Source organism: Mesorhizobium sp. ISC15 (assembly GCF_037162615.1).
Taxonomy (GTDB): Bacteria; Pseudomonadota; Alphaproteobacteria; order Rhizobiales; family Rhizobiaceae; genus Mesorhizobium; species Mesorhizobium mediterraneum.
Genome location: NZ_JAVSPX010000001.1, coordinates 6,186,201 through 6,203,709 on the forward strand (window position 1 = coordinate 6,186,201; position 17,509 = coordinate 6,203,709).

The window sequence follows — 17,509 nt, forward strand, 5'->3', positions numbered from 1 at the left end:
TTTGTGCACGCCGCGAATGGAGCCCGATCCCGAAGGGACGCGTCCGTGCCAAGCGTGAGGCCTTAAAGTGCGGCAAGCCTAGTCCGTTTTTGGTGGCGCTTCGACCGCCCAATCGGGGTCTGCGCCGAAGGGATGGTCGATAAAAAAGGCCCAGGTGCCATCCGGCAGCTTCCGGTGCACCTCCATACCGTGATGATGCACTTCGATCGGCTTGCCATTTTGATCCACGCCTTTGATCAGCCATTGCGATCGCGTCATCGCGAAGTCGCCGGTAATCGTGGTGTGGTGTGTGACGACATCCATATGCGGGTTCATGCCGACGTAGGCGGCCATGGTTTCGCGAATGGCGTCGGCGCCGCGCGCGATCGTTGTGCCACCGTGGACCTGATCCACCTGAACGATTGATGCGGCAGGATGATACATCGCTATTGCTGCACTCACGTCGTGCGCATTGAAGGCGCGTGCCAGCCACAGATTGCAGAGTTCTTGCGAGGGAGCGCCCATGTCGATCTCCTTCCGTGGTTATGTGCTACAAGCTATATTTGTCTTCATGTTTTGCAAAAACACCCGGCAAGAATGAAAGCAGAGCTTGCAGTTTCCGCAAGAACGAGCGGACAGAGGCAATCGGCTTGATGAGGCATCCCGTTGGATTCCGGACTTGGAGGTCTGGCTGTGCTGACTCAAAGACTCTTTGAACTGTCGGACCTGCGCCTGATACGCGCCATCGGAGAGGCCGGCAGCCTGAGTGCGGCGGCCCGCCATTTGGGCGTTGACCACTCTACTGCTTTTCGACGGTTGGGCGCGATGGAAGGGCGTTTGGGAGCACATCTGTTCGAGCGTGCTCGTGATGGATACACGCTCACCCTGGCCGGCGAAGTCGCCCTCATTACAGCCACCCGCGTCTTGGACGATCTGACCGATCTTGAGCGCCGCCTGGCTGGCCAGGATTTGCGGCCGTCTGGAACAGTAAGGGTGACCACCGCGGACACTTTAGTCGAGCTGCTCGGCCCGATCTTTACCGTATTGGCCCAGGAACGACCGGAGATCATGATCGAACTCATTGTCGACAACTCGTTCTTCACGCTGTCGAAAAGAGACGCCGACATCGCAATCAGGCCGGTTAGCGCACCGCCCGACAACTTGGTCGGAAGGAAACTCGCCAAACTGGCGACTGCGCCATACGCTTCGCCAGCCTATCTGGCGCGGCGCCCCCTTGACGCCCCCCTGCCGGACTTCGATTGGATAGGTTTTGAGGAGAGCCTTGCCCATCTCCAGTCGGCGAGATGGCTTAAGCAGAACGTCGCCGAGGATCGGATCGTCCACCGCGCAAATTCGCTCCTGGCCCTGCAGGCCGCCGCACATGCTGGCATGGGGGTCGCCGCGCTACCTTGCTACCTGGCAGATCAGGATCCCGACCTTAGGCGGGTGCGTGGACCTCTGGCGGACATGGAGGCGGCCTTGTGGCTGCTCACCCACCCGGACCTCAGGCGAGTGACCCGGATTCGTACGGTTCTCGACTTCCTGGCCAACCAGCTTGCTCGGCGCAAGACTTTGATCGAAGGACAAGCGCCAAGGGATTGAGCTTCCCGTGAGCGGGGCGTTTGCAGGAACAGGCGAAATGCCACCCTAATGCAGTCCGGCGTGCGAAGATGAAGCTCCGGACTCCGCGAACATCCGTTCGACCTCATCACGGTTGCCCGGATAGGCTCCCCGCCATTGCGGCCTAACGGACGTCGGTTGCTGCGGAAGCGAGAAAAGCCGATCTTGAGCTTCGCCCATCCACGGTTTCGGCCTTAACCACGTCGCCAACGCAGCGTAGCCGCGGTTGGCGCTTTTCACTGGTTTATGACAATGATCTGTGGTTGTAGCGCGTGGCGGTCGGGCAAAAAAATGCTCCGCTTTGCGTCTGTTTGCCCGGCTTTTCAGCCTATCTGAGGGAGTAATCAATAAATGGCGAATGAAAACTGGCCCGTTTACGGCGAGATCACCGGCCCTGTCGTGATGATCGGCTTCGGCTCGATCGGACGGGGAACGCTGCCGCTGATCGAGCGCCATTTCAAGTTCGACAAGTCGCGCATGACGGTCATCGACCCACGCGATACCGACCGCAAGCTGCTCGACGAGCGCGGCATCACATTCATGCAGGATGCGGTGACAAGGAAAAACTACAAGAAGCTGCTGACGCCGCTGCTGACCAAAGATGGCGGCCAGGGCTTTTGCGTCAACCTGTCGGTCGACACCGGCTCAGTGGATTTGATGCGGCTCTGTCGCAAGCTGGGTGTGCTTTACATCGATACCGTCGTAGAGCCATGGCTCGGCTTCTATTTCGACGCCAAGGCCGACAATGCCAGCCGCAGCAATTACGCGCTGCGTGAATCCATGATCGAAGAAAAGCACGCGCACCCCGGCGGTGCGACCGCAATCTCCACCTGCGGCGCCAATCCCGGCATGGTCTCGTGGTTCGTCAAGCAGGCGCTGGTCAACCTCGCCACCGATCTTGGCCTCGAGTTCTCGGAGCCCGCGCAGCAGGATCGCGAAGGCTGGGCGAGGCTGATGAAGAAGGCCGGCGTCAAGGGCATCCACATCGCCGAGCGCGACACCCAGCGCACCAAGAAGCCGAAGCCGATGGATGTGTTCTGGAACACCTGGTCGGTCGAAGGTTTCATCTCGGAAGGGTTGCAACCGGCAGAGCTCGGCTGGGGCACGCATGAGACGTGGATGCCGAAGAACGCCAAGAAGCACAAGCACGGCTCGAAGGCCGCGATCTTTCTGGAGCAGCCGGGCGCCAACACGCGCGTGCGCAGTTGGTGCCCGACGCCTGGACCGCAATACGGCTTCCTGGTGACGCACAACGAGTCGATTTCGATCGCCGACTTCTTCACCCTGCGCGGTAAGAAGGGCAAGGTTCAATATCGCCCGACCTGCCACTACGCCTACCACCCCTGCAACGACGCCGTGCTGTCGCTGCACGAGATGTTCGGCGCCGCCGGCAAGGCGCAAGCCGTGCATCACGTGCTCGACGAAAATGAACTGGTCGACGGTGTCGACGAGCTCGGCGTGCTACTCTACGGCCACGATAAGAACGCCTATTGGTACGGCTCGCAACTGTCGCTGGCGGAAGCGCGCAAGCTGGCGCCTTATCAGAACGCCACGGGCATGCAGGTCACGTCTGCGGTGCTGGCGGGCATGGTCTGGGCGCTGGAAAATCCCGAGGCCGGCATCGTCGAGGCCGACGAAATGGACTACAAGCGCTGCCTGGAAGTGCAGTCCCCCTATCTCGGGCCGATCAAGGGCTACTACACCGACTGGACGCCGCTCGATAACCGCCCTGGTCTGTTCCCGGAAGACCTCGACAAAAACGACCCATGGCAATTCCGCAACATCCTCGTTCGATAGTGCAGCATCCTCGCTCGGTAGCAATCTCTCACAGCCTTGCAATCGCCTGGAAATCGGGCGATTGAAGGAGGGCGGCCTAGAGCGACGTGCGTCCACTTGGACGCACAAAGTACGCTCTGGCGCTTTGAATGTACGCATCGTGCTTTCCGAAAATCGGATCGATTGTCGGGCCGATACGAAAGGAGAGGATTTTGATGATGACGATTGCGCGCAAACTGCTTTCGGCCGGCATTGTCGCGGCCGCTGCCGCCTTGGCGGCATGCACCACCGCCGGCCCGGGCGGGCCGCCATTGGCCGCACGGAGCCCGGTCGAAGGCTCATGGATCGATGCGCAAGGCACGGGCCTGTCGACCTTCGCCGGCGGTGGCTTCAACACCGTCGCGACCGACACCGGCCAGAAACTTGCCGACGGTAGCTACACGATGACCGGCGGCACTTCGGTCGAGATCAAAGGCACTTCGCTGATCCGCCAGACGCCGATCAGCTTCAACTGCTTGTTGATCTCCACCTCCCAGCTTAATTGCACCAGCGCGAGCGGGCAGAATTTTGTGCTGACGCGGCGCACCTGAGCCCACACTGAACTGCTTTTGCAAAGGACGGCGGCCTCAGGCCGCCGTCTTTTTTGCGCCGGCAAAGCTGACCCCGATTCTGCTTGCATCGGCCGAAACGCGATGTGAACATGGCAAAAAGCTGGCTGTTATGTTGCGGTCAAGCAAGGGCGTTAAACAGGTCATCGGGGAGACGAAAATGAAGAAGATCGCCGCCATTGCCGCCCTTTCGGCCTCCGCGCTTGGTCTGTCGGCCGGCGTGTCCTTTGCCGACTACACACTGAACATCCTGCACATCAACGACTGGCACAGCCGCATCGAAAGCAACAATAAATATGAATCGACCTGCTCGGCCGAAGAGGAGACCAAGGGCGAGTGCATCGGCGGCGCGGCGCGGCTGATCACGGCGATCGCCCAGGAGCGCAAGAAGCTGGAAGGCCAGAATGTGCTGCTGCTCAGCGCCGGCGATAATTTCCAGGGCTCGCTCTTCTACATAACCTACAAGGGCAAGACCGAAGGCGAATTCCTCAACCAGATGAAATTCGACGCCATGGGGGTCGGCAATCACGAGTTCGACGACGGCGAGGCGGCGCTTGCGCCGTTCCTCGACATGATCCAGTTTCCGGTGCTCGGCGCCAATGTGAAGGCCAACGCGCAATCCAAACTCGGTGACCGCGTAAAGCCGTCGATCGTCATCGAGGTCGGCGGCCAGAAGATCGGCATCGTCGGCGCGGTCACCAACGACACGCCGGAGCTCGCTTCGCCAGGCCCTAACGTCAAGATCGAAGACGACGTCAAGTCGATCACATCAGAGGTCGAAAAACTGAAGGGAGAAGGCGTCAACAAGATCATCGCGGTCAGCCATATCGGTTACAAGCGCGAGCGCGACGTCATCGCCAAGATCCCAGGTGTCGACGTGGTGGTCGGCGGCCACAGTCACTCGCTGCTGTCCAACACCGACCCCAAGGCTGAAGGCCCCTACCCGACGATGGTCGACAATCCGGACGGCTACCAAGTGCCCGTCGTCCAGGCGGCGTCCTATTCGAAATATCTCGGCGAATTCAAGGTCGTGTTCGACGACAACGGCATCGTCAAGCAAGCCAGTGGTGACCCGATCTACCTCGATAAGTCGATCACACCTGATCCCGCCGTGCTTGCCCGCATTAAGGAGCTCGGCGCGCCGATCGAGGCGTTGAAGAACCAGGAGGTCGCCGAAACCACCAAGGCGATCGACGGCAGTCGTGAGAATTGCCGCACCCGCGAGTGCGAGATGGGCAACCTCGTCTCCGATGCCGTCCTCGACCGCGTCAAGGACCAGGGCGTCGAGATCGTCATCTCGAATGGCGGCGGTCTGCGCGCCTCGATCGATCAGGGCACCGTCACCATGGGCGAAGTGCTGAACGTGCTGCCATTCCAGAACACATTGGCGACCTTCCAGATTTCCGGCAAGGATCTGGTTGCCGGGCTCGAAAACGGTCTCAGCCAGATCGAGGACGGTGCCGGACGCTTCCCGCAGGTTGCCGGCCTGAAGTATTCATTCGACAAATCGGCTGCCCCGAATGCCGGGCGCGTCAAGTCGGTCGAGGTCATGGAAGGCGGCGCGTGGGTCCCGATCAATCCAGACAAGGATTACCTGGTCGCCACCAACAACTATGTGCGCCAGGGCGGCGACGGCTACAAGGTGTTCGCCGACAAGGCCAAGAACGCCTATGATTACGGTCCGGGCCTCGAACAGGTGGTCGCCGATTATCTCAGCGCGCATCGGCCCTATACGCCGAAGCTCGATGGCCGCATCACCGAGGCCGCGGTGGCCGCCGCTGCGGAACCGGCCAAGCCAGCAGAAACGGCTCCAGCCGCAACTGCGGAGCCGGCGATGCCCGAACCCCCGGCGGGTTCAAGCGACATCGCCACGACGCCGCCGGGGGTCCCGGCGGAACCCGCCCCGCCAACGCCGGCACCTGCCGAGCCCGCAAAACCAGCCGAGGCAGCGCCTGCGGCACCGGCTCCTGCAGCGGAACCGGCCAAGCCAGCCGAGGCCGCACCGGCCGAAAGCAGCCATGTGATCGTTGCCGGCGATACCTATTGGGATCTGGCGGAGAAGGCCTATGGCGATGGCGCCAAGTGGAAAACGATCTCCGACGCCAACAAGAACTACGAACCGCGCCGCCTTCCCGTCGGCGCAACCTTGACTATGCCGGCCGCAAACTAAGTTCTTCCGTCATTGTCGGAAAACCCGTCCGGGTAACCGGGCGGGTTTTCTGCTTTCCGCCTGAGGTTAAGATAAGGTGCGGCCAGACGCTGCATTGAAAACCGGCGTGGCATCGCTAGTTTCGCGCGGTGTCCGGAGATCCCTTTATGACGCTTTCCAACCCTGTCGATCCCAAGGCTGCGAAGGCCCTCGGCCCGCTGCCGGCAGGGCAGCCGCCGGTCGGGGCGGGCAGGATCGGTGTCATGCTGGTCAATCTCGGCACGCCCGACGGCACCGAATTCAAGCCGATGTGGCGTTACCTCAGGGAATTCCTGTCCGATCCGCGCGTCATCGAGCTCAATAAGGCGATCTGGTACCCGATCCTCTATGGGCTGGTTCTCACCACGCGGCCGAAGAAGTCGGGCGCCAACTATGCCAGGATCTGGAACCGGCAGCGCAACGAGTCGCCGCTGCGCACCTACACCCGCGCCCAGAGCGAAAAGCTGACCGAAGCGCTGCGCGACCTCCCCAATGTCGTAGTCGACTGGGCGATGCGTTACGGCAACCCTTCGACCGAGAGCGTCGCCAAGGGGCTGGTCGCGCAAGGCTGCGACCGCATTCTCTCTTTTCCGCTCTATCCGCAGTATTCCGCGACCACAACCGCGACCGCCAACGACCAGCTGTTTCGCGCGCTGATGAAGATGCGCCGCGCACCGGCGATCCGCAGCGTGCCGCCTTACTATGCCGAGCCGATCTATATCGAGGCGCTTGCCCGTTCGATCGAGCGCCATCTGGCGATCCTCGATTTCGAGCCTGAGGTGGTCATCGCCTCCTACCACGGCATTCCGAAGCCCTATTCCGATAAGGGCGACCCCTATCAGGCCCATTGCCTGGAGACGACCCGGCTGCTGCGCGAAAAGCTCGGCTGGGATGAGAAGAGGCTGATTACCACGTTCCAGTCGCGCTTCGGTGCGCAGGAATGGCTGCAGCCCTACACCGACAAGACGGTCGAGAAATTAGCCGGAGAAGGCGTGAGATCGATCGCCATCGTCAATCCGGGCTTTTCTGTCGATTGTATCGAGACGCTGGACGAGATCGGCAGGGAGGCGGCCGAGACTTTCCATCACGCCGGCGGCGAAAAGTTCGCGCACATTCCCTGCCTCAACGACAGTGCCGAGGGTATGGCGGTGATCGAGGCGATGGTGCGGCGCGAACTGTCGGGCTGGATCTGAAGCTGACACAATCGAGCGCCGCCAGCCCGTCTGTCTATACACCGGCAATCCGCGATCACCTGATTGTAACATTTCTGAAACACACTTAAGTGTTTGGTGAAGTCGGTTGTATGGAAGCGACTATCGCATCGGCACGAAAATCGAAATCGATTTTTGGGAAGCACGATGCGCAGGTATAAAAATTAGAGCGTAATTTGCGCGTCCAGTGGGACGCGCGCCGTTCTAATGTGCTCGGCATCTGAGGGAGAGCCAAATGGATTTCAGTGGTTTCGATATCGCGCTTCTTGTTCTTGTCGCCCTTGTTGTGCTCGTGCTTTTCAAAGGCATCCGGACAATCCCCCAAGGTTATAATTATACCGTCGAACGCTTTGGCCGCTATACCAAGACGTTGAGTCCCGGCCTCAACCTCATCGTGCCGTTCGTCGACCGCATCGGCGCCAAGTTGAACATGATGGAGCAGGTGCTCGACGTCCCGACCCAGGAGATCATCACCCGCGACAACGCCACCGTCGCCGTCGACGGCGTCGCCTTCTACCAGGTGCTCAACGCCGCGCAGGCCGCCTACCAGGTCGCTGGTCTGCAGAACGCCATCCTCAATTTGACGATGACCAACATCCGTACCGTGATGGGCTCGATGGACCTCGACGAGCTTTTGTCGAACCGCGACGCCATCAACGAACGCCTGTTGCGCGTCGTCGACGAGGCGGCGCATCCGTGGGGCATCAAGATCACCCGCGTCGAGATCAAGGACATCAATCCGCCGGCCAACCTTGTCGAATCGATGGGTCGCCAGATGATGGCCGAACGCAACAAGCGCGCGCAGATCCTCGACGCCGAAGGCCTCAAGCAGTCGCAGATCCTGGAAGCCGAGGGCCGCAAGGAAGCCGCCTTCCGTGACGCCGAGGCGCGCGAACGCTCGGCCGAGGCCGAGGCCCGCGCCACACAGGTGGTGTCGGAAGCGATCTCCAAGGGCGACGTGCAGGCGCTCAACTATTTCGTCGCGCTGAAATACACCGAAGCGCTGACCAAGATCGGCTCTGCCACAAACAGCAAGGTCGTGCTGATGCCCATTGAAGCGTCATCACTGATCGGCACGCTCGGCGGCATCGGCGCAATCGCCAAGGAAGTCTTCGGGAGCGAAGGCACTGCCGGCGCGCGGCAAGCTTCACGCCCGCCCGTGGTTCGCCCCAGCCAGACCTGAGGCCGATCCCATGTTCAACCGCATCATTTCCGAACTCGGCCCCTGGAATTGGATGGTTCTCGGCTTCGTCCTCCTCGTAATGGAGGTCATCGCGCCGGGCATCTTCATGCTATGGATCGGCATCGCCGCGTTGCTGATCGGTGCAGTCTCCCTGCTCATCTGGGACGCGGGTTTCTGGACCTGGCAGGTCCAGGTCCTCGCTTTCCTCGCGATGTCGCTGGTTTCAACCTATGTCGGCAAGAGACTGGTGGGTGGGCGCCATGACCCGACCGACCAGCCACTGCTCAACCGCCGCGGCGCACAGATGATCGGCAGGATGGCGACGCTTGCCGAGCCGATCAAGGACGGGCGCGGCCGCATAAAGCTCGGCGACACGCTATGGCGCGTCTCCGGCCCCGATCTGCCGGCCGGCACGCAGGTGCGGGTGACAGGCGCGGCCGATACCGATCTGGAATTGACGGTCGAGGCGGTTCAGGGCTGACCCCACCCATCTCTGCGGGGTGATTTTCTGACAAACCCTGAGGTCTGTCAGGCCGCGCCGATACGCAGCAGGTCGTGCAGATGGACAAGTCCGATCGGCCGCCTGCCCTCGACCACCATCAGGCTGGTGATGGCGGAAGTGTTGATCGTCTGCAGCGCCGTCGCCACCAGCGTGTCCGGCCCGGCCGTCTTCGGCTCCTTGGTCATGACCTGATCGACGCTCATCGCCAAAAGATTGCTGCCGATGTGGCGCCTGATGTCGCCGTCGGTGATGATGCCGATCAGCGCACCGTCCTCGGCGGTGATCGCCACGCAGCCAAACCCTTTGCGCGACAATTCGAGAATCGCTTCGCGCATCCCGGTGCCGGAAGGCACCAGCGGCAGCCTGTCACCGACATGCATGATGTCGCGGATCTGCGTCAGATTGGCGCCAAGTTGCCCGCCTGGATGGAAGGTGCGGAAATGATCCGGCGTGAAGCCGCGCGCTTCGAGCAGGGCAATGGCCAACGCATCGCCGATCACTAGTTGCAGCAGCGTCGATGTCGTCGGCGCCAGGCCATGCGGGCAGGCTTCCGATGCGCGCGGCAGAAGAAGGACCACATCGGCCTCGCGCGCCAGCGCCGATCGTTCTCCGGCGGTGACCGCGATCAGCGGAATCGAGAAGCGCCTGGAATAGGCGATGATGCCCTTGAGCTCCAGGCTCTCGCCCGACCACGACATGGCGATGATGGCATCGTCCCTGGCGATCATGCCGAGGTCGCCGTGATTGGCTTCGGCAGGGTGGACAAAGAACGCCGGTGTGCCGGTCGAGGCGAGTGTCGCGGCCAGCTTCGAGCCGATATGACCGCTCTTGCCGACGCCGGTGACGATGACGCGGCCTTCGATCTGCGACACCATGTCGACGGCGCGCGCGAACGGTTCGGCCAATCCGTTTTCGAGCGCGGCCGCCAGCGCCGCGACACCGGCCTGCTCGGTTGCCACCGTTCTGAGCGCCGAGGCTATCGAAGCTTGCCCGTCGAGCCGCTTCTTGTCTGGGGATCCCGCATGCATGGCTGATGCGATTAGCGCTTTGCCATGCGCCTGTCCAACGGAATTGCCATTCAGTGCGGCCTGATGAACTGTCGCCTCAACCCTCCGTTAACCATCCCCGTTTACGGTTCGGTAAGTATGGCGCGCGCGCGCCGCGCAAGCAGTGGTGGCGATGTCCGGGGCCCAGCCTGAAAAGAAAAGAAGACGAAACGGCAAGGCGGTCTGCGCCTTGCTGCTGGCGACCAGCGTCTTCGCCTTGCTGCGACCAGCGCAGCCCTATGCCCAGGTAACCGAGCTGCGCGGCGAGGTTTCGGAATCGGCGATTCTGGCCGGCGCCCAGGATCAGACGGCACAGGCCAGCGCAACCACCCAAAGCGATGCGCCGGCGCCCACCTATCAGCCGGCCAGCCCGGGCGCCGTACTGGACGACGACACCGCGCCCGCGACCGGCAGCATTTTCGATCCGCCGGAAGCCACCGACGATCCGTTTGCGGAAACGCCCGCTCCCGTCCCGCCGCGCCGGCCATCAAGCGAAAGGCAACGCACGGCCGACCAAGACGAGGCAGAGGCCGCCAAGGCAGAAGCCACCGCCGCGACTGCAGCCACGATGGACGACACGGACACCGCCGGGACGGACCAGGACGCCACCAACCGCCGGGCCGTGACAATTGATTCCGCCGACAGGCAGGAGCTCGATCCGGGCGCCGAGCGCACCGAAGCCATCGAAGGTCGGGACCGGAAGGCCGAGGACGACCCGTTCGCCGCCACCGGCATCAAACTCGGCTCGTTCGTGATCAGGCCGACGCTCGAGCAAGGCCTGACGGCCTCGTCGAATGCCGATTCAAGCGCCGACGGCAAGCCGGCACTGCTGTCGGAAACGACGCTGCGCTTCAATGCCGTCTCCGACTGGCGAGAGAATTCGGCTGTCATCGACGGCTACGGCACTTTTCTCAAGACCATATCGGGCGACGAGATTCAGGAGTTGCGGGGCCGAGTCGACGGCACGCTCAATGTCGACCTCGACAACGATCTGCGCGCCATCGCCAAGCTCGGTTACGAGGCGGCGCCGGAATCGGCTTCGTCGCCGGTCGTTGTCGAAGGCACCATCGAGCAGCCAGTGCGCCAGACCATTGATGGCAGCCTCGCGGTCGAGAAGGATGCCGGCAAGATGCGCTTCGCCCTGACCGGCGCAGTCGAACACGACATCTACGGCGACGCCAAGCTTTCGACGGGCGGAACGGTGTCGCAGAAAGACCGTGACTCGACGCTCTATACCGCCACCTTGCGCACCGGCTACGAGATTTCCCCCGCTATCACCCCCTTCACCGAAGTCGAAGTCGGCCGCCGGGTCTATGATTTGCGCGTCGACACCAATGGTTTCGAACGATCCTCGACGCTGCTTGGCATACGGGCCGGCGCCGAGCTCGACCTCGGCGAGAAGCTTGCCGGCGAATTCTCGGCCGGCTGGCTGCGGGAGGCGATCGACGACGACCGGCTGCCGGCAATTTCGGGTGCCACGGTGAACGCCGACCTCAGATGGTCGCCGGAACGCGGCACCACGATCGGCCTCATCGGACAAACGACCGTCGAGGGCACAACAACCCCCGACGAAAGCGGCGACATCCTTTACTCCGGCCTCCTGACGGGCGAGCGGGAAATCCGTGCCAACCTGATCGGGAATGCAGCTCTCGGCGTAGGCTGGCGCGACTACATCGGGTCCGACGGCCATGATCTGACGCTGAGCGCCGAGGCCGGACTGACATGGTGGCTGAACCGGTATGCCGGACTGACCACACGCGCCAGAACCGAAAAACAGACCAGCAACCTGGAGGGCCGCGACTACACGGCCCACAGCATCTTCGTCGGGGTAACGCTGCAGCCGTAAAGCAAGCCGTTGAAGGTTTGGGGATTGCCGAGATTCGGGTCAGGCCGGGGGGAAAACGGTGGTTCCGCGAGCCTGAACGCAGCGGACATTGGAACACGTGTACCGGAAGCGCAGGAATCGCCGTTCGCAGGCCGCGCTGAATGTCAGCTCCCTAGAACGCCGCGCCCCGCTGCTCTGACGGTTTCAACTCGTCGAGAAGCTTGCGGATGGCGCCCGCCATGTTCCCGTTCACGTCGCTGCGCCACAGTGCGAAGGCGACGTTGGCCTCGACAAAGCCTTCCGGCGATCCGCAATCGAAGGTGCGCCCCTGGTAGTGGCAGCCATAGAAGGGCTGCTGCTTCTCCAGCTTCAGCATCGCATCGGTGAGCTGGATCTCGTTGCCGGCGCCCTTTTCCTGGCCCTCGAGAATCCCGAATATCTCCGGCTGCAGGATGTAGCGCCCGTTGATGTATAGATTGGAGGGTGCCGTGCCGGTCTTCGGCTTCTCCACCATGCCGGTGATGCGGAAACCGTGATGCGTATCCTCGCCGCGACCGACGATGCCGTATTTATGGGCCTCGGCGGGGTCGCATTCCTGAACGGCGACGATGTTGTTGCCGGTCTCGGCATAAAGCTCGACCATCTCCTTCATGCAGCTTTTTTCCGACTGCATGATCATATCAGGCAAAAGCAGCGCGAAGGGCTCGTCCCCGACGAGCTCGCGGGCGCACCAGACGGCATGGCCAAGGCCAAGCGGGACCTGCTGGCGCGTGAAGCTGGTCTGCCCCGGCGAGGGTTGCAGCCGCTGCAGGCGGGCGAGCTCGTCGTTCTTGCCGCGCTGGGCGAGCGTATCATAGAGTTCGAACTGGACGTCGAAATGGTCCTCGATGACCGCCTTGTTACGGCCGGTCACGAAGATGAAATGCTCGATGCCGGCTTCGCGTGCCTCGTCGACCACATACTGGATAACTGGCCTGTCGACGACAGTCAGCATTTCCTTGGGTATGGCCTTGGTGGCCGGGAGAAACCGGGTTCCGAGACCGGCGACCGGGAAAACTGCCTTGCGAACTCTCTTCATGCTGTCAATTATCCGTTTGTAAGCCTGTTCGGCAATCCCGCTTCGAGACATTTTCGTGCCGGAATCGAGGATTATGGAACGGCTGGTCAGAAAAAATTTGTAGTTCGTAAAGCACCGACGCGGCTTTTCGTTCCCAACGGCACCTATGGTAAACCAATTGCTAACCGGCTTCGGCGATGAATGATCTTCCTGTGATGATGAAGGAGGAAAAGATGTCCGTTCGCAACGCCGCAAAGCGCTTCACAAGCGTCGTTGCGGCCGCCAGCCTTTCGCTCGCCTTGCTGATGCCCGCCGGATCTGCTTTTGCCGACGCCGGCTTCCGGCAATGGGTGGCGAGCTTCCGCGCCACCGCAGTGCGGAGCGGCGTTTCCGGCGCCGTTTATGACCAGGCGTTCCAGGGGATCAGCGATGCCGATCCGGTCGTGCTGGAAAAAGCGCGTTATCAACCCGAATTCACCGCGCCCGCCTGGGATTATTTCGACAACCGCGTCCATGACCAGTCGGTCGCTGTCGGCCAACAGATGGCCAGGAAGTGGAAGCCTTGGCTGGACAGGATCGAGGCAAAATACGGCGTCGACCGCTACATCCTGCTGGCCATCTGGTCGATGGAATCGAACTACGGCGAAATCCTCAAGCGCGACGAGGTCATGCGAAATGTCGTGCGTTCGCTGGCAACGCTTGGCTATGCCGACCGCAGGCGATCGAAATTTGCCCGCACCCAGTTGATCGCGGCGCTGAAGATCCTGCAAAGGGGCGACATCGACAAAAGCCACCTCAGCGGCTCATGGGCCGGCGCAATGGGCCATACCCAATTCATTCCCACCAGCTATCAGGCCTATGCGGTCGATATGGACGGCGACGGCAGGCGCGACATCTGGAATTCAATTCCCGATGCATTGGCAACGGCCGCCAATCTACTCAGGAAGAACGGCTGGCAGGCCGGCAAGACCTGGGGCTATGAAGTCAGCCTTCCCGATGGGAAGAAGTTCCCGGCCGGATCGAAGTCGCTGTCGCAATGGCAAGCGCTGGGTGTCACGCGTGTCAACGGCAAGCCCTTCAAGAGTGGTGCGGAGAAGGCCACGCTGAAAATACCGGGCGGCCGCGGCGGCCCGGCCTTCCTGATGATCAAGAATTTTTCGGTCATCAAGCGCTACAACAATGCCGACAAATACGCTGTTGCCGTTGGCCTTCTTGCCGACGAAATCGCCGGCTATGGTGGGCTTGTGCAGGACTGGAAGCGGCCTTTCACGAAGCTCTCCTTCGAGGAGAGGCAAGAGCTTCAGCAGCGGCTTTCCCAGTACGGCTACTATGACGGCAAGTTCGACGGCAAGATCGGCGAGGGATCGAAGGCCGCCATCATGGCCTTCCAGGCGAAGGCTGGCTTGACCCAGGACGGACATCCGAGCATGGAAGTGCTCAAATGGCTCAGGCAGAACTAGCCTCGCATAGGGAGAAGACCTGGAGCATCGGACCCAAAACCGTTGGGAATCCGATGCTCAAGCGGCGGCACGGTTGGACTTGGTCCGGCGCTCTTAAGGGATGGAGAGGGTGATTGGTTTCGGCTGCGCATATCCAGGTGATCCTTCGTCGCGTGCCGATCCTGATTCTGGCTGTTGCCGTTCTGGCCGTCAGTACTGCCGCCGCCTTTCATACGCCGGCCGTGGCGCAGGAAGAACAAAGGCGTGGCTGGTCGCTGCGCGACCTGTTGTTTCCGCGCCGAAGCGAGCGGGTGGAACCGCCGCCGCGACAAATTCAGAGGGCCAGGCCGCCGAAGGCCAGGGCAAAAAAGCCCCGCGCCGCGCCGCGCCGGCCGGCTGAGCCGACAACCCCCATTGTCGAGAAGGCGCCGGATGCCCGCACCGTTCTGGTAGTCGGTGATTTCATGGCGAGTGGCCTTGCCGAAGGTCTGGATACTGCCTTTGCCGAAAACAACAAAATCAGGATCGTCGTTCGCAGCAACGGTTCGTCCGGTTTCGTGCGTGACGATTTCTACAACTGGCCCGAACAGATCAAGTCGCTGATCGAGACCGAAAAGCCCGCCGCCGTAATCGTCATGCTGGGCTCCAACGATCGGCAGCAAATGCGCGTGAACGATGAGCGCGAACAGCCGCGGTCCGAAGGCTGGGACAAGGAGTACGAACGCCGGACCGAAGCGTTCGGCAAGGCCATTGCATCGGCCAAGGTGCCGTATCTGTGGGTCGGCATGCCGGCATTCAAGGCGCCGAAGATGACCTCCGACATGCTGGCTTTCAACGACATCTACCGCTCGACGGCCGAAAGTCACGGCGGTGAATTCGTCGACATCTGGGACGGTTTCGTCGACGAGGACGGCGCCTTCGTCACCAGTGGGCCTGATATCAACGGCCAACCGGTGCGCCTACGCACCGACGACGGCATCTATGTGTCGAAAGCCGGCAAACGCAAGCTCGCCTTCTATGCCGAAAAACCCTTGATGAAGATGCTTGGAATGACCGCGCCCGCGGGCACACCGGCGACTTATGCGCCGGCGGGCGCTCCCGTCGAGGCGCCGGCACCGGCACCCATGGCCGTCGATCGCACCGTGCCGATGTTGCTCAACGATCCGGCGCTCGATGGCGGTTCGGAGCTTCTCGGCGCAGCGCCGCCGGCAAAGGCGGACGGGCTCGGCGAAAAACTCGTCGTCGAGGGCAAGGCATCAGATGCTTCGCCCGGCCGCGCCGACGACTTCCATTGGCCGCCCAGGGCGCAGCCTGCGGCGGCGGCCGCAAACGAAACGACAACGGCGATCAATCCTTGATACGAGGCTCGGAGACCGTTTCGAAACTCGCTGCTGTGAGTCATATAAGGGTGTTTTCGAGAACCGGAGCGGAGCGTACATTCGAGTATGTGAGCACCGGCCTACGCCGGCCGTAGCCTTAACTGCCACGACCGCTCATGAGTGCTTCGGACGGCAAAGGCCGGAAGCGCAGAAAACGCTCTCAGATGGCCGCAGGAGTAGAGTTTCCAAACGGTCTCAGCGCGGTAGCACGCTCGATCCCATCAGTGCCTCGTCGATCGAGCGCGCCGCCTGCCGGCCCTCGCGGATCGCCCAGACGACCAGCGACTGGCCACGGCGCACATCACCCGCCGCATAGAGCTTTTCGACGCTGGTCTTATAGTCGCGGTCTTTGGCCTCGACGTTGTTCGAGCGGCGGCTGTCGATGGCGATCTTCATCTGGCCGCCCAGCTCCGACACCGGTCCGACGGCGGCCGGCCCGGCAAAGCCGATGGCGATGAAGGCGAGATCCGCGCGGATGACGAATTCCGTGCCGGCGACCGGCTTGCGCTTTTCATCGACCTCGCAGCATTTGACGCCAGTCAACGCGCCGTCCTCGCCGATGAATTCGAGCGTCGCCACCTGAAACTCGCGCTCGGCGCCTTCGGCCTGCGAGGACGAGGTGCGCATCTTCGTTGCCCAGTAGGGCCAGACCGAAAGCTTGTCTTCCTTTTCCGGCGGCTGCGGCCGGATGTCGAGTTGGGTGACGCGGACGGCGCCCTGGCGGAACGCGGTGCCGACGCAGTCGGATGCGGTATCGCCGCCGCCGACGACGACGACATGCTGGCCGCCGGCGACGATCGGTTGGGAGGGCCACGCCACCGATTGGATCGGCTCGCCGCCGACGCGCTTGTTCTGCTGCACCAGATAGGGCATCGCGTCATGGACGCCGTCGAGATCGTCGCCGGGAATGTTGGCCGGACGCGGTGTTTCCGATCCGCCGCAATAGAGCACAGCATCATATTCGGCGAGCAGCTCCGCCACCGGCTTGTCGACGCCGACATTGATCCCACAATGGAAGCTCACGCCCTCGCCCTGCATCTGCTCGATGCGCCGATCGATATAGTGCTTCTCGATCTTGAAGTCGGGGATGCCATAGCGCATCAGCCCGCCCGGCCGGCTCTCGCGCTCATAGACGTGGACGTCGTGGCCGGCACGGCCAAGCTGCTGGGCGGCGGCCATGCCGGCCGGCCCCGAGCCGATGATTGCGACGCGCTTGCCGGTCTTCTTTTCCGGCGGATATGGCCGGATATGACCGGTTTCATAGGCCTTGTCGGCGATCGCCTGTTCGATCGTCTTGATGGCGACCGGAATGTCCTCGAGGTTCAGCGTGCAGGCTTCCTCGCAAGGTGCCGGACAGATGCGGCCGGTGAACTCCGGGAAATTGTTGGTCGAATGCAAGTTGCGGATCGCATTGTCCCAGTCGCCATTGTAGACGAGGTCGTTCCAGTCCGGGATCTGGTTGTGGATCGGGCAGCCGGTTGGCCCATGGCAGTACGGAATGCCGCAATCCATGCAGCGCGCGGCCTGTTTCTCGACCTCCTTGTCCGACATCGGCAGCGTGAACTCGCGAAAATGCCGGATGCGGTCGGAAGCCGGCTGGTACTTGTGCACCTGCCGGTCGATCTCGAGAAACCCTGTTACCTTGCCCATAGTCCAGTTCCTGCTGTCCAGATGGTGCGGTTTTCGCCGCACCCGT

At 62.1% G+C, this 17,509-nt stretch carries 14 protein-coding genes; 10 read left to right on the plus strand and 4 right to left on the minus strand.

Annotation, left to right across the window (positions count from 1 at the left end):
- Window positions 1-78: 78 nt before the first annotated feature.
- Entirely contained in the window at window positions 79-504 is a 426-nt protein-coding gene (locus RPG13_RS29860; protein WP_337126678.1) for a YybH family protein, read from the minus strand.
- Window positions 505-645: 141 nt separating this feature from the next.
- On the opposite strand from RPG13_RS29860, the gene RPG13_RS29865 reads away from it, so the two are divergent.
- The 7 genes from RPG13_RS29865 (at window position 646) to RPG13_RS29895 (ending at window position 9,046) form a co-directional block, all read left to right on the plus strand.
- Window positions 646-1,581, plus strand: coding sequence for a LysR family transcriptional regulator (locus RPG13_RS29865; RefSeq protein WP_337126679.1), 936 nt, complete (start codon window positions 646-648; stop codon window positions 1,579-1,581).
- A gap of 369 nt (window positions 1,582-1,950) precedes the next feature.
- The gene (locus RPG13_RS29870; protein WP_337126680.1) at window positions 1,951-3,396 is read left to right on the plus strand and encodes a homospermidine synthase; all 1,446 of its coding nucleotides are present in this window, start codon (window positions 1,951-1,953) and stop codon (window positions 3,394-3,396) included.
- 197 nt (window positions 3,397-3,593) lie between these two features.
- Window positions 3,594-3,965 (plus strand): hypothetical protein, encoded by a 372-nt coding sequence (locus RPG13_RS29875; protein ID WP_095484234.1) that lies wholly within the window; start codon window positions 3,594-3,596, stop codon window positions 3,963-3,965.
- 178 nt (window positions 3,966-4,143) lie between these two features.
- On the plus strand, window positions 4,144-6,153 hold the full coding sequence (locus tag RPG13_RS29880; RefSeq protein ID WP_337126681.1) for a 5'-nucleotidase C-terminal domain-containing protein: 2,010 nt from the start codon (window positions 4,144-4,146) through the stop codon (window positions 6,151-6,153).
- Window positions 6,154-6,299: 146 nt separating this feature from the next.
- Window positions 6,300-7,364 (plus strand): ferrochelatase, encoded by a 1,065-nt coding sequence (hemH, locus tag RPG13_RS29885; protein ID WP_337126682.1) that lies wholly within the window; start codon window positions 6,300-6,302, stop codon window positions 7,362-7,364.
- 253 nt (window positions 7,365-7,617) lie between these two features.
- Window positions 7,618-8,565, plus strand: coding sequence for an SPFH domain-containing protein (locus RPG13_RS29890; RefSeq protein ID WP_337126683.1), 948 nt, complete (start codon window positions 7,618-7,620; stop codon window positions 8,563-8,565).
- 10 nt (window positions 8,566-8,575) lie between these two features.
- Window positions 8,576-9,046 (plus strand): NfeD family protein, encoded by a 471-nt coding sequence (locus RPG13_RS29895; RefSeq protein WP_095484068.1) that lies wholly within the window; start codon window positions 8,576-8,578, stop codon window positions 9,044-9,046.
- 47 nt (window positions 9,047-9,093) lie between these two features.
- Here the strand turns inward: RPG13_RS29895 and RPG13_RS29900 are convergent, their stop codons facing one another.
- A complete protein-coding gene (locus tag RPG13_RS29900; RefSeq protein ID WP_337126684.1) occupies window positions 9,094-10,095 on the minus strand; it encodes a KpsF/GutQ family sugar-phosphate isomerase in 1,002 nt (333 codons plus the stop codon).
- Between the two features lie 151 nt (window positions 10,096-10,246).
- On the opposite strand from RPG13_RS29900, the gene RPG13_RS29905 reads away from it, so the two are divergent.
- A complete protein-coding gene (locus RPG13_RS29905; protein WP_337126685.1) occupies window positions 10,247-11,959 on the plus strand; it encodes an outer membrane beta-barrel protein in 1,713 nt (570 codons plus the stop codon).
- Window positions 11,960-12,110: 151 nt separating this feature from the next.
- Here RPG13_RS29905 and galU read toward each other — a convergent pair whose 3' ends face one another.
- The gene (galU, locus tag RPG13_RS29910) at window positions 12,111-13,016 is read right to left on the minus strand and encodes a UTP--glucose-1-phosphate uridylyltransferase GalU (protein ID WP_095484065.1); all 906 of its coding nucleotides are present in this window, start codon (window positions 13,014-13,016) and stop codon (window positions 12,111-12,113) included.
- A gap of 212 nt (window positions 13,017-13,228) precedes the next feature.
- Here galU and RPG13_RS29915 point away from each other — a divergent pair, with 212 nt between their 5' ends.
- Window positions 13,229-14,455, plus strand: coding sequence for a lytic murein transglycosylase (locus RPG13_RS29915; RefSeq protein ID WP_337126686.1), 1,227 nt, complete (start codon window positions 13,229-13,231; stop codon window positions 14,453-14,455).
- 113 nt (window positions 14,456-14,568) lie between these two features.
- Window positions 14,569-15,792, plus strand: coding sequence for an SGNH/GDSL hydrolase family protein (locus RPG13_RS29920; protein ID WP_337126687.1), 1,224 nt, complete (start codon window positions 14,569-14,571; stop codon window positions 15,790-15,792).
- Between the two features lie 216 nt (window positions 15,793-16,008).
- On the opposite strand, the gene RPG13_RS29925 is transcribed toward RPG13_RS29920, so the two are convergent.
- Window positions 16,009-17,463 carry a glutamate synthase subunit beta gene (locus tag RPG13_RS29925; RefSeq protein ID WP_337126688.1) on the minus strand — a complete coding sequence of 485 codons (1,455 nt, stop codon included), beginning with the start codon at window positions 17,461-17,463 and terminating at the stop codon, window positions 16,009-16,011.
- Between the last annotated feature and the right edge of the window lie 46 nt (window positions 17,464-17,509).